The organism is Archangium minus, assembly GCF_044360475.1.
Taxonomy (GTDB): domain Bacteria; phylum Myxococcota; class Myxococcia; order Myxococcales; family Myxococcaceae; genus Archangium; species Archangium minus.
Window position 1 is genome coordinate 5,287,413 of sequence record NZ_CP043494.1, and the last position, 12,987, is coordinate 5,300,399.

11 protein-coding genes are annotated in these 12,987 nt (G+C 67.7%); 7 read left to right on the forward strand and 4 right to left on the reverse strand.

The window, feature by feature from the left end; translation table 11 throughout:
• Positions 1–6 precede the first annotated feature (6 nt).
• Genes mxcH through F0U60_RS21980 form a run of 6 tightly spaced genes read left to right on the forward strand, consistent with a single transcriptional unit; the run spans position 7 to position 6,970 of the window.
• Entirely contained in the window at positions 7–2,550 is a 2,544-nt protein-coding gene (mxcH, locus tag F0U60_RS21955; protein WP_395822942.1) for a TonB-dependent siderophore myxochelin receptor MxcH, read from the forward strand.
• Positions 2,551–2,603: 53 nt separating this feature from the next.
• Positions 2,604–3,842, forward strand: coding sequence for a hypothetical protein (locus F0U60_RS21960; RefSeq protein ID WP_395822944.1), 1,239 nt, complete (start codon positions 2,604–2,606; stop codon positions 3,840–3,842).
• 9 nt (positions 3,843–3,851) lie between these two features.
• Positions 3,852–4,949, forward strand: a complete 1,098-nt coding sequence (locus tag F0U60_RS21965) for a hypothetical protein (protein WP_395822946.1) — start codon at positions 3,852–3,854, stop codon at positions 4,947–4,949.
• Between the two features lie 14 nt (positions 4,950–4,963).
• Positions 4,964–5,713: a MotA/TolQ/ExbB proton channel family protein gene (locus F0U60_RS21970; protein WP_395822948.1), complete on the forward strand. Its 750-nt coding sequence runs from the start codon at positions 4,964–4,966 to the stop codon at positions 5,711–5,713.
• Positions 5,714–5,745: 32 nt separating this feature from the next.
• Positions 5,746–6,144 carry an ExbD/TolR family protein gene (locus F0U60_RS21975; protein WP_395822950.1) on the forward strand — a complete coding sequence of 133 codons (399 nt, stop codon included), beginning with the start codon at positions 5,746–5,748 and terminating at the stop codon, positions 6,142–6,144.
• Positions 6,131–6,970 carry a TonB family protein gene (locus F0U60_RS21980; RefSeq protein ID WP_395822952.1) on the forward strand — a complete coding sequence of 280 codons (840 nt, stop codon included), beginning with the start codon at positions 6,131–6,133 and terminating at the stop codon, positions 6,968–6,970. Before F0U60_RS21975 ends, F0U60_RS21980 begins: the two co-directional genes overlap by 14 nt.
• A 16-nt stretch (positions 6,971–6,986) precedes the next feature.
• On the opposite strand, the gene F0U60_RS21985 is transcribed toward F0U60_RS21980, so the two are convergent.
• The gene (locus tag F0U60_RS21985; protein WP_395822954.1) at positions 6,987–8,786 is read right to left on the reverse strand and encodes a hypothetical protein; all 1,800 of its coding nucleotides are present in this window, start codon (positions 8,784–8,786) and stop codon (positions 6,987–6,989) included.
• Positions 8,787–8,933: 147 nt separating this feature from the next.
• On the opposite strand from F0U60_RS21985, the gene F0U60_RS21990 reads away from it, so the two are divergent.
• A complete protein-coding gene (locus tag F0U60_RS21990; protein ID WP_395822956.1) occupies positions 8,934–9,992 on the forward strand; it encodes a hypothetical protein in 1,059 nt (352 codons plus the stop codon).
• Here the strand turns inward: F0U60_RS21990 and F0U60_RS21995 are convergent.
• The 3 genes from F0U60_RS21995 to F0U60_RS22005 form a co-directional block, all read right to left on the reverse strand.
• On the reverse strand, positions 9,912–10,829 hold the full coding sequence (locus F0U60_RS21995; protein WP_395822958.1) for a sterol desaturase family protein: 918 nt from the start codon (positions 10,827–10,829) through the stop codon (positions 9,912–9,914). The genes F0U60_RS21990 and F0U60_RS21995 overlap by 81 nt on opposite strands.
• Positions 10,830–10,841: 12 nt before the next feature.
• The gene (locus tag F0U60_RS22000) at positions 10,842–11,489 is read right to left on the reverse strand and encodes a TetR/AcrR family transcriptional regulator (RefSeq protein ID WP_395822960.1); all 648 of its coding nucleotides are present in this window, start codon (positions 11,487–11,489) and stop codon (positions 10,842–10,844) included.
• 203 nt (positions 11,490–11,692) lie between these two features.
• Positions 11,693–12,985, reverse strand: coding sequence for a GTPase family protein (locus tag F0U60_RS22005; RefSeq protein WP_395822962.1), 1,293 nt, complete (start codon positions 12,983–12,985; stop codon positions 11,693–11,695).
• Positions 12,986–12,987: the final 2 nt, after the last annotated feature.

A 12,987-nucleotide genomic window follows, 5' to 3' on the forward strand; every position in this document is an offset into this window, starting at 1 on the left:
TTGAAAATGAGAACCATTTTCATAATCCCGATCGCGTTGTTCCTCGTCGCCGGCCTGGCTCAGGCGGGAGCGCTCCAGGAGGGAGCTCCAGGCGCATCAGGAGCGGGGGAGCCCGAAGCGGCCCCTCCTATCCTGTCACTCAAGCCACCGAAGCTCGTGGAGTTCGTCGAGGCGCCATACCCGGCCGAGGCGGAGCGCGAGCGGCGTGATGCGAAGGTGGTCTTGCGCCTCACGCTGGACGCACAGGGCAACGTCACACAGGCGGAGGTGGTCGAGCCCGCGGGACATGGCTTCGACGAGGCGGCGCGCGAGGCGGCACTGCGTTTCCGCTTCGAGCCGGCGACGCGCAACGGAAAGCCGATGCCCTCGCGCATCGCCTACACCTATGAATTCCGTCTGCCCCCACCTCCCCAGGTGACGCCTCCACCCCAGGAGCCTCCTTCGCAGGGCGGGCCCTCCGGGTCCGAGCAGCCTCCGACTGTCGCGCCCGGTCCGGCGGCAGGCTCCGACGAGCCCATCGAGGTGACTGTCGAGGGCGAGTCGGAAGCGGAGCGCCAGCGCCAGTCCGCCGAAGCGGTGCAGGTCATCGAGATGGAGGAGATGCAGCGCCAGAGCGCCGACATGGGCGAGGCCCTGTCCCGTACCGAAGGGATCGGGGTGCGTCGCTCGGGAGGACTCGGCAGCCGTGCGCGCTTCTCGCTCGCCGGGCTCACGGATGAGCAGATCCGCTTCTTCGTCGACGGCGTGCCGCTCGAGCTGGCGGGCTTCGGAAGCGGCCTCGCCAACGTTCCCGTCAACCTCGTCCAGCGTGTGGACATCTACCAGGGGGTCGTCCCCGTTCGCTTCGGGAGCGATGCATTGGGAGGGGCGATCCATCTCGTGACCGACCAGGATGTTCGCGGCACGGGAGCCTCCGCGTCCTACGAGCTCGGGTCCTTCGACACGCATCGCCTCACGGCCGGCGTCCGGCACCTGCATGAGCCTTCTGGGTTCCTCGTCCGGGCCAACGGCTTCCTGGATTACGCCAGGAACGACTACCCCATCGACGTCGAGGCGGCCGACCCCCAGGGGCGGCTCAGTCTCGCGCGTGTCTACCGTTTCCATGACGCCTACCGGGGCGGTGGTGCCGGTGTCGAGGCGGGTTTCGTGGACCGTCCCTGGGCCAGGCGTTTGCTCCTTCGGGCCTTCGTGGGCTCGTCCGCCAAGGAGCTCCAGCACAGCGTCACCACGGACGTGCCATATGGCGAGGTGGACTCCGGGGAGCTCTCGGGTGGCGCCACCCTTCGCTTCGAGCAGCTCCTCTCCCAGGGGCTCTCGATCGACGCGGTCGCCGGTTACACCTATCGCAAGACGAGCTTCCTGGACGTGGGCGAATGTGCCTACGACTGGTTCGGCCGCTGCGTCTTCAAGCTCCCGCAGCCCGGCGAGCTCGAGTCTCGTGCCGTCGAGCGGTACGTGGGTCAGAACACCGGCTTCGCGCGGTTCAACCTGGGGTGGAACATCTCCGCCCCCCACACGATCCGTTTCTCGCTCGCGCCCACGTTCGTGAGTCGGACGGGCGAGGACGTGCTCCTCCGCGCCCGTCAGGAGATCGATCCGCTCGCCGGTGAGCGCGACGTGTTCTCGCTGGTCAGCGGCCTCGAGTACGAGCTCGACGCGCTCGACGGCAACCTCGAGAACATCGCCTTCATCAAGGACTACGTTCAGCTGGCGCGCACGGAGAATCTCCTGCCCACCGGTGAGTTCGGGAGGCTCGACCGGAATACGCATGGAGTCGGGGTGGGGGACAGCGCCCGGTTGCGCTTGTCCCAGCAGCTCTATGTGAAGGCTTCCTACGAATGGGCCATGCGCCTGCCGCGTGCGGACGAGCTCTTCGGCGATGGAATCCTCATCAGCGACAACCTCGGCCTGAAGCCCGAGACCAGTCACAACGTCAACCTCGGGCTCGTCTTCGACAGCCAGCAGACGCCGGCGGGAGTGTTCCGGGCGAACGTGACGGGCTTCGGACGGCTCGCGGATCAGCTCATCGTGCTCATCGGCCGGGAGAGCTTCTACACCTACCAGAACGTCTTCGCGGCCCGCTCCCTGGGCGCCGCCGGAGGGGCCGGGTGGACCTCTCCGGGGCAATACCTCTCACTCAACGGCAACGTCACCTGGCAGGACTTCCGCAACATCTCGACCGAGGGTGCCTTCGGTTCCTTCGCGGGACAGCGCATCCCGAACCGGCCCTACCTGCAGGCCAATGGCAGTGCGCGCTTCCTGCTCGCGGGCCTGTTGAGCGCTCAGGATGAGCTCTCGCTGACGTGGCACTCCCAGTATGTTCAGTCCTTCTTCCGAGGCTGGGAGGGATTGGGACAGAAGGACTCCAAGCAGGTGATTCCATCCCAGTTGCTGCACTCGCTGTCCTTCACCTACGTCATCCGCAGCGCGAGCACGACGTTGAGCTGGTCGGTCGACGCGCAGAACCTGACCGATACGCCCGCGTTCGACTTCTTCGGCATCCAACGTCCCGGTCGGAGCATCTTCACCAAGCTCACGGTGGAGCTCTGAGCCGCGCGAACACCTGTAAAGCAAAGCAACACCAGACATCAGAAAGGCTCCAGATGAGATTCGCGATTCCTCTCCGTTCTCTTCGTCTCGCCGTCACGGCGCTCGCCCTTCCGGTCCTCGCTGGCTGCCCGGGTGACGAGCCGGATCCCACCCCGGACGGTGGCACCTCCACTCGGGCGGCGTTTGCCATCACGACGCAGGTCATCTCGACGGATGAAGCCCAGAGCTACATCATCGTGACGGACTCGGTGGACCACACCGAGAAGCTGTCGTTGGCCAACGCCGTTGAGATTCCCGGGCGTGCGCTGGGGGTGGGCATCCCGAAGTCGGGTTCCCTCTTCGTGGCCGGAAGCGAGGGTCCCACGGTCACCCGCTACAACCTGACGAGTGACGGGCGCCTGGAGAAGGGCGCCACCGTGAGCTTCGCGGGCCAGGGCGTGTCGTCGATCGGCGAGTACCAGCACCAGTTCCAGTTCGTCTCGGAGACCAAGGCGTACTACTTCGACGGACGGACCTCGAAGGTCATCGTCTGGAACCCCAGCGACATGTCGGTCACGGGGAGCATCAACGTCACCGGGCTCGCCGTGGAGGGTGCGCTCCAGACCTTCGCGACGTTGCCGGTCCGCCGTGAGAACCAGGTGATCATGCCGATCGGCTGGCGTACGACCGCGACGGGCGACATCGTCAAGAAGGCGGGCCTCATCGTCGTCGATACGACCAACGACACGGCGAAGGTCATCGTGAAGGACGAGCGCTGCGGCTACGTGCGCGATGGCGTCATGGGCTCCGACGGGATGCTGTACCTCGCGACGGAGGTGTATGGTTCGGCAGTGCGCCGGGTCAAGGGTGAGGTAGCGCCGCCGGCGTGCCTGCTCCGGTTCAACCCCCAGACGTTGGAGTTCGATTCTTCCTTCTTCGTGAGCCTCGACACGCTCGTCAACGGTGGCACGGCTGGCTCTCTGCTCCCCGGCCCGAACGGGACGGCCTACCTGCGCGTCTTCGATGAGAACAGCTTTGCGGTGAAGCCCGATACCCACCCCCGCACCCTGGCGAGCGCTCCGGCGTGGAAGTGGTGGCAGATCCAGCTCGGCAACACCCCGACGGCCGCTCCGGTCGCGACTCTGCCGGCGAGCACCGGTAGCACCTTCCTCTTCGAGGCCGATAACCGGACCCTCTTCACCGAGTTCGCGAGCGGCTCGAAGGGAACGAGCCTCCGTGAGCTGACGGATCAGAGCGGAAAGGTGACGACCACCTACGACGGCGTCAGCTTCTCCTTCTTGCAGCTGCGCTAAGAACCCCCCATGTCCAGCGACCTCCCCGACACCTCCACTCCGCCCGAGCGCCCGGCGCGTTCTCCGAAGCGCTATGCGCTCGTGATGAAGCTCGTCCGCCGGACGCACATGTACCTGGGGCTGTTGCTCTTCCCCTGGTTGCTGGTCTTCGGGATCAGCGGGATGCTGTTCAACCATCCCAATCTCGGCGAGGACGTGAAGGTGCGGGAGCTCTCCAGCGAGCAGCTCCGCTCGCTCACCGGTCTGGAGCCGGTGCAGGCCGGTGAGATCGCCCGGGAGGTCGTTGCGCGGTTGAACGCACAGAACAACGGCCAGGGTGGGGCCTATCAGCTCGACCCTGGCTTCGAGAGCAGCTTCTCGGGCTTCACGGTGCTGCTCGCTCCCGGTGAGGGTGAGAATCACATCTTCATCGTGGATCTGAAGGACGGCACTGCGACCCTGTCGACGCGCAACACCGGCGCCTCGAAGCCGCAGGAGACGGCTCCCTTCGCGGGAGCGACGGTGTCCCTGCCGAACCACTCGATGGCCGCGATCGAGTCCAAGGTGGCCCAGCTCCTGCCGAAACTGGACGTGCAGGCGAAGACGCCCCTTCGCGCCAGTCCTCGCGGCGCCCCGGAGGTGCGGTTCCGGATGACCGACGCGCAGCAGCGGGCCTGGAACGTCACCTATAACCTGGGCTCGGGTCGCCTGGATGGCCGCCCCACCGAGGCCACTCCGGAGATCAGCGCCAACGAGCTGCTCACGAAGCTTCACAAGACGCACCACTATCCGCTCGATGTCGGCTTCACCTGGGTCTGGGCCTTGTTCGCGGACATCACCGGGTTGATGATCGTCTTCTGGGCGGTGTCGGGCTTGTTCATGTGGTGGCAGATGAAGCCCACCCGCGTGATAGGCGTTGGGGCCATCAGCCTCGCGGTCGGCCTGGGCCTGTTCTTCATTGGCGGCACGATCGCGGAGCTCCATTTTGGAAACGTGCAGAAGCGCACCGGCCCGGGTGATGGACAGCCGCCCCCGGCGCAGGCGAAACCAGCCGCAGCCGCGGCGCGTCCCGTGGGCGCAGTGCCCGCCCCGGAAGTCATGACGCGCAGTGAGAGCGACGACCACTGAGAAGGAGGACGGTGATGCCCATCGTTGAAATGGTGAAGAATGTCTTCGTGCTGTGGGGCGCCAACTGGATCCTCTGGTTGCTGTTCGCCCTGTCGCTGGTGAGCGTTGGCATCATCGTCGAGCGTTGGTTCTTCTTCCGCGGCAAGCAGGACGTCCTGCGCGAGCTCTCCGACACCCTCGAGGCGTCGCTGGCGAGCGGGGACTTTCCCGGAGCGCTGGCGAAGCTCGAGAAGCGCACGTCCTTGGGTGCCATGGTGGCCCGGGCGGGGCTCCGCCTCGCGCCGCGGGGAGTGGCCGCCGCCGACAAGGGCATGCAGAGTGCCCTGGCCATCGAGCGCTCGACGCTGGAGAACCGTCTGGCCTACCTGGGCACGTTGGGAAACAACGCGCCCTTCATTGGGCTCTTTGGGACGGTCATCGGGGTGCTCCTCGCCTTCGAGGAGCTCGGCCGGGCGACGGGCGCGGGCGGGCGGGCAGGTCAGGTCGCGTCCAATGCGGTGATGGGCGCCATCGCGGAAGCCCTGGTGGCGACCGCCGTGGGTATCGGCGTGGCCCTGCCCGCGGTCGCGGCTTACAACTACTTCCAGCGGCGGATCACCCGCATGCTCTCGGACACCGAGGCGCTCACCAACCTCGTGCTGGCCTATCTCTCCGCTCGGGAGCGGAGCACCCCCGGAGGGGGCTCAGGTGAGCGCGCACTCCCCGAAATGCCCGTGGCTCAGTACAGTGCCCTCGAGAGCAAGTCGGCACGGGGAGTGGTGTAGCCATGGCGGGCGGAACACAAAATCGAGGCGGAATGATCGAGGGCATCAACGTCACGCCGCTCGTCGACATCACGTTGGTGCTGCTCATCATCTTCATGGTCACGGCGAAGCTCGTCGACAATCCCGCCTTGCCGCTCGATCTGCCCCAGGCGTCTCAGAGCGAAGAGCTCCAGACCATCCTCGCCATCTCCATCACCGCGAGCGGTCAGCTGCTGATGGATGGAGAGGCCACGGATGAGACGGCCATGCGGGAGAAGGTGCGTCAGGCACTTGCTCGGGATCCAGAGCTTCGCGCGGTCATCCAGGCCGACGGAGCCGTTCCCCACCGGCAGGTGATCTCCGTGTTGGATCAACTGAAGGAAGCGGGCCTCACCCGTGTCGCCTTTGGCACGGTCCGGCCTCCAGAGGAGGATCGGCGTGCTACGCCCTGAGCCACCTTCGCAGAGCGCGACCAGCGCCGAGAGCATCGCGTCGATCGTCTTCGGTCCCGCGAAGGCGAGGAGACCGGGGCGACTCGTGTGGGCGGTGGTGGTGACGGCTTCCCTGCACGGTGCCGCGGGTGTCCTCGCCTGGCGCGCGTGGCAGAACGGGGAGGCGCACACGCCTCCGGTGGTGGCGAAGCCACCGATCCGGATCGATCACGTGGTGGAGCTGAAGCCTCCGGCCCCCGTCGAGCCTCCGCCTCCTCCGACCCCCCCTCCGGCCGCACCGCGACCCCAGCAGCGCGTGGCTCGAGCCGACTCGCCTCCGAGCCGCGCGAAGTCCACCAAGGCCCCCGCTCCCGCACCTGCGCAGGCCGGACAGGTCGTCGCCGTGGACGCGGCCGAGGCCCCTCTCGACTTCACCGGCTTCGACATCGTGAGCGGTCAGGGCTCGAGCTACGCCGGAGGCGTGACGGCGTCCAACGGGACCTCAGAACGGGCGGTGGAAGAGGTCGCGAGCAGCCAGGGTGATGACAAGGGCTCGGGTACAGGCAAGGCCCGCCCCGTTCAGCTCCCGGCTCGCAACTGGGACTGCCCCTGGCCCCAGGAAGCGGACGCGCTGCGGATCTCCGAGCAGACGGTCGTGATGCGCGTTGTCGTCACGCCCGAAGGCCGGGTGACTTCAGCCGAGCTGGTGTCCGATCCGGGCAACGGTTTCGGTGAGGCGGCGCTCGCCTGTGCACGGAGCGCGCGCTTCGATGCGGCCCTCGATCGAGAGGGCCGTCCATACCTGGCTACCTCGCCGCCCATCCGCGTCCGGTTCAAGCGGCGGTGAGCCGGGCCTCGTCCGCTCAGTAGAGGTTCACCGCGTCGAAGGAGCGGTTGAGCTTGCTGCGCGGGCGGGGCAGGGCCTTTCGCACGGCCTCGGCGTCACCGCTCGAGAGCGCTCGCACCAGCGGCTCCGTCTCCGCTGGGGTGGTGGTGCTCGCCTGGGCGCAGCGCAGGGCCTCCGTCCAGTCGCGGCTGCCCTCGGCGAGCCTCTGGCCGGCGAGGCTCTGCGCCATCCGAAGCGGATCCCCAAGGGTGCGAGCTTGCTCCTCCGCTCGGGAGAACCACTGCGCGGCGATGGCTGGCTGCGAGTCCAGCAGGTGCAGTCCCAGATCGGCGGCGATTACCTGCTGGTGAAGAGGATCTCCCAGCGCTCCAGCGCACTCGAAGGCTTCGGTGTAGCTGGCCACGGCGGCCTCGCGCTCGCCATGGGCCATCTGGAGCGCGGCCAGTCGGTAGCGGTGGTGCTTGGCGAAGTTGGCGCCCCAGCTTGAGCTGAGCTTCTCGAAGCGCCGCCAGATGGCGATGGAGTCCGCGTAGTTCCTCGCTGTCTCCTGGAGGTAGCTGGCGTTGGAGATGAGGTTGATCTTCAGGTGCGTGGCGCTTGCGTCGTGGAGGTCGCCCACGCAGCGCATGGCATGCTTCTCCTGCACCAGCGCCTGGGGGAGGTTCTTCTCCAGGAAGTACGTGAGCGCATAGACATTGCGCAGCCAGGCCTCGTGGAGGAATCGCAGCGGCGTCTCGCGGCCTTGTAGCAGTGCGAGCCCAGCCTCCACCTCGGCGCGGGCATCCGGCAGCTGCGCCAGGCGCTTGGTAAGGGTGAGGGCGCGGAACATGCGCAGGTGGGCGAGCCGCTCCGGTGGTGCCCGGCGCTCGAGTCCCCGGCCAAACGCCGCGAGGGCCTCGTCATGCTGGCCCGTGAAGACGTGCACCACGCCGATGCCCCGCTCGAAGAGGAGGCGCAGCTCCTCCGCGTCCCCGATGCTGCTCCGGTCGATCTCGATGGCCGGCGTGGTGAAGCCGGTGTCGAGCGCATCCCAGCCCTCCGCCACCCGCGAGGGGGACAGGGCGTCTCCCGCGGCATCGAGCAGCGCCAGTCCGCGCTCGGCGGCGAACAGGGCGCCCTCGTAGTTGGTGGTGAAGAAGCAGCTGCGGATGGCGAGCACGGCCGCGGCGATGCGGTACTCCAGGGGCGCGGCGTCCTCCACCACGGTCCCCAAATAGCGGCCCTCCAAATCCACGGCGGGCTCGAGCTCCCGGCCGGACATGGGGCCCACACTGCCTTCAGGGGGCGCGATGCGCATCCGCTCGCAGAGCGAGCTCAGGAAGGCCCGGCGCCGCTCCTCGAAGATGGCGGCGGAGTAAGGCCGGCGCGTCGTCCACCCAGCAAGCAGGATGCGGCCTTCGAGCTGCTCCAGCCGGCACCACTCGGCTGCGCGCATCACCGCGCGCAGGCTGACGAGATCGCACTCGCCTGCGCTGTGGATGACGAGTGACTGCCCGCTCTCCCGCAGCGTCTCCACGATGGCGCGCGCTGCGAGGTTGAGCACCCAGAACATCTGCTCGGACTCGCGGTGCAGCCGGCGCTCGGACGGTGTGAGGGCCAGGTCAGTGAGATCCGGGGCACCCTCCATGGAGCCGGGGAAGAGGCGGTTCCACTCAGAGGGTCGCTGCCGAGCGAGCGCGCGCACCGTCTCGGGGGTCGCGTCTTCGCAGGCCCGGAGGATCTTCCGCAGCCCACCAAAGGCCACGGGCAGCGCCACACCCGCGTCCACTTCGATGGCGGCGGCTGGCGAAACCGCGATCGCGCTCCGATTGCTCAAGGGGGCCTCTGGGGGGAGAGGAAGGGGTCGTGCAGGAGGAACGGCGAATTGCACCCCTGTTGCGCCATTTTTTCTTGGAATCCTGTACTGAGTCAAACCTCACGGGAGGTGCGCGAACGTGGGGATTGGGGGAGACTGCGTGTGTCCATGAGCAACTCGGCTCCGGGAGAGTCCCCGGTCCTGTCGTTCCGTCATCTGCTGTCAGACGCGGTCTGTTCCTTCCTCAATGAGGCCGGACTGGGCTCCGCACAGGTGGGCGATCCCCTCAGTGAGCTGGTCGTGACGTTGTCGCGCTACCGCGAAGAGGGCGAGCCGCTCTTCCCCGTGGCGTTCATGGGCGATGATCTCGAAGGGATGCTGCGGGTGCTGGGCGGGAGCGATCCGGTGGCGATCGGCACGGGCCCGAGGACACGCGAGACCATTCAGCGGGCGCTCAAGCAGTGCGCGCCGTTGGGCCAGGGGCGGTGGTGGTCCCTGTACGTGCTGCTGGTTCCGGAGGGCTTCGCCTACGGCATCTTCCGCACGGAGCCCTTCCCGCTGGTGGAGACACCGCTGGAGCGGATGCGGCGGGCCGGGGATGGCTCGCTGCGTCTGGTGGGCGTGCTGCAACTGGCGGAGAACGTCATCGAGCTCCGAGGCTTGGGCGGCCTGTACCGGCACATCTTCCTGTCCGGTGCGCGAGCGGAGGTCACGTTGCCCACGGTGGCCATGGACGAACTGGCGCTGGGGCTGACCGCGTCCGTGAAAGAGCCGGCGCGCAGCCTGACGCGGGACTTCTACCGGCGAGTGCTCTTCGAGGCGATGCAGGCCTCGCACGGCACGTTGGTGGCGGTGCTGCCGAAGGGACGCGAGGGCTCGCCGATGTTCGTGGATGGGGTGCTGCTGGCGGAGCCGATCGACATGGTGGCGCGGGTGATGCGCTACCACGAGAGCCCGGACGTGGCGGCGGCGTCGGCGGTGAGCTCGGCGGCGCAGCTGCTGCGGGGGATGATGGCCACGGATGGGATCACGGTGCTGCGCTCGGACGGGCACATCCTGGGCTACAACGTCTTCATCCGGCACCCGGAGTCGCTTATCCGCGAGCCCGCGCGCGTGGGTGGCGCGCGGCGGCGGACGTACGAGGTGCTATGCGCCTGGGTGGGACGGGAGCTGACGACCGCCTTCTTCCGTTCGCAGGATGGCGCCATCGCTTGCTGCCGGGACTGAGTCCTCTGGCGGCTTCCAGGCGGGATTGCGAAACACGTAGCCCAGGCGGACGCGGAGCGGGTTCGGGCGGAGCACGTCGCGCACGATGGCGGCGTACTCATGAAAGGCGATGCGCACCGGGTTGTACGTCTGGAGGTTCTTGGTGAGCCCGTAGATGGGGCGCTCGTCCTCGGGCTGGAAGGTGCCGAAGAGACGATCCCAGATGATGAGGACACCGGCGTAGTTGCGATCCAGGTAGCGCGGGTTGGAGCCGTGGTGGACGCGGTGGTGGGAGGGCGTGTTGAGCACCCACTCGAGCGGCCCCATGTGGCCAATGGCCTCGGTGTGGATCCAGAACTGGTAGAGCAGGCTGATGGCATGGGCGGTGAGGACCATGGCCGGATGGAAGCCGAGCAGCGGCAGCGGGGCCCAGAAGAGGATGTGCGTCATGGGCGTCCACGTCTGGCGCAGGGCGGTGGAGAGGTTGTAGTGCTGGCTGGAGTGGTGCACCACGTGCGAGGCCCAGAAGAAGCGGGACTCGTGATGGACGCGGTGGAACCAGTAGTAGCAGAGGTCCTCGGCGAAGAAGAGCGCCACCCAGGCGAGCACGCCGGAGCCGAGCTTGAGCGGTGAGGCCTCGTAGAGGACGGAGTAGAAGGCGTACTCCACGCCCTTCCAGACCATGTAGATGAGCGAGTAGACGGTGCCCATGGTGAGGCTGGCCGCGGTGTCCTTGGCGGCGTAGCCCACGTGGCCTTCTTGGCGGTGCCGGGCGAGCCAGACGCCCTCCACGAGCATGAGGAGGATGAACGCCGGCGTGGCGAACTGGGTGGGATCAAAGGAAGCAAGGTCCGCCATGGTGTGGCTCCCTTAGGGCTGGGGTGGAGTGGAGAAGGCGCTGCGGACGAACCGGACGAGCAGCGCGAGCATCTGCCGGTGATCGGGATTGGCGGGCAGCGCCACACCGCCGACGGCAGCGCCCTGCACGGCGTTGAGGATGAGCTCGATGATGGCGTCGAAGTCGGGGTGGGTGGAGGCGATGTCGGGGAAGAGCTCGCGGGCGACGCGGTGGAGGTGGCGGCGGTGCGGCGGGTCCACGGTGCTCAGGGCCGAGGCCAGCTCGGAGTCGGTGCGTGCGGCGACATAGAGCTCGATGGCGGCGAGCAGCTCAGGGCACTGGTAGATGGACCACAACCGCTCAATGGCGTGGACGACGCGGTCTCCGGTGGGAGCGGGAGCTGCGTCGAGCTCGGTGCGGTACTCGGAGATGAGACGGGGGAAGAGGTGCTCAACGGCGGTGCCGAGCAGCTCGGCCTTGGTGGGGAAGTGCTTGAACAGGGCCCCGTGGGAGATGCCGGCGCGCTGAGCGATCGCGAGGGTGGTCGTCCGCGCATAGCCGAGCTCCACCAGACACTCGACCGTGGCGTCGAGCAGCTTGAGACGGGTGGAGTCCCGCCGTTCCTGCTGGGTGCGTCGGACGCGAGGCGCAGCCTCGGCTCCCGGGGATGAGTCAGGCATATACAAAGAGTAATGCCCCCTGATTCAAAAAGAAAGTGAGTGCTCACTTACCAGATTTCCAAGGAGCATTACCCAGAGGGAAAGCAACCGAGCAACCGCCCCCGTCCCTCCCTCTCCCTCTGGGAGAGGGTCGGGGTGAGGGTAAGCGAGCCCGTACCAGGAGCCGTGGAACCCGAGCCCCCAAGAATCCCGGGGGTCGGAACTCAGAGCTCGTCGGGGAGGGCGCGGTCGGGGTGGGCCTCAGCGGAGGCGCGAGTTGCCACGTAGAGGCGCTGAGCCTCCTCGGCGGAGACACCGCGGAGGAAGTAGGCGCGGGCGGCGGTGCCGAGCGCAAGCGTGCCGGCGAAGGCAACAGCGCCGGAGACGACATGGCCGGCCCCTGGGAAGACGAACTTCACGAGGGCCCGAGCGGCCTCGCGAAGGGCGAAGGCGGCGCCGACATTGACGCCCAGGGCGGGGAGGAACTCGCCAGCGGCCTTGAGGTCGAGCTGTCGGCCGGAGATCCACGCGATGCCGGCGATGAGGCTCACCTGGGCGGAGGTGATGGGGATGATGTCCGCGATGGGGATGGGGACGACGGCAATACCCATGCAGAGGGAGGCCATGGCGCGGGTGAGGGTGGAGGCGAGCTCCTCCTGGAGGGCGCGTACGCGCGTCACGCGGGCGAGGACGAGCCGGCCCTGCTCGGGAAGCTCGCGAAACAGCATCTGGGCGAGCTCGCCCAGCCTCCATCGCTCGTCCGAGCGGATGCTGCCGTCCTGACGCCAGGACAAGTAAGTAGAAACACCGATCACGTTGACGAGCTGGCCGCGCAGCTCCGGGTGGGAGCGGAGCTTCTCGCGGAGCTGACGCTCAACAGCCTCGACATGACGGAGCTTCTCCTGGAGCTCGGTGGGGTCCTGCACATCGGAGAGGTGAAGGTCGGTGCGCTTGGGCTCGAGCAGGTCGCAGTGCGTGGCGACGCCGATGAGAGGGGGGCGCATGCCGTGGGTCTGCTCGACGGCCAAGACGATCTGGGCGAGCACGTCCAGGTCCGCGTCGATGCCGGCATCCACTTCGGTGGCCTTGATGAGGAAGAGGAGGGCGTCGGGGGCCTTGCGGCGGACCTCGGTGAGGATGGAGTCGAGGGGGGTCTCCGCCTCATCAGCCTGCTCGGGGCGGGAGCCCTCCTGGATGCCGCGGGTGTCGAGGATGGAGAGGGTGCCGAGCTCGCCCTGGACGTCGAACCAGTGACCCTGGCCGGTCTGGGCCTTGACGTGGCCGACCTCGGCGACGCGGGCGCCGAAGAGGGCATTGATGAGGGAGGACTTGCCGGCGCCGCGGCGGCCCACGAGGACGAGCTGGGGCGAGCGCTGTTCGAGCAGCAGGGCGCGCAGGTGGGAGATCTTCTGGCGGATGTCCCGGGCGAGTGGATCCGGGACCCGGTCGAGCATCTCCTCAAGCCGGCGGATGGTCTCGGAGATCTCCTGAAACGTGGGTGAGTGCGGGGCGGCCATGG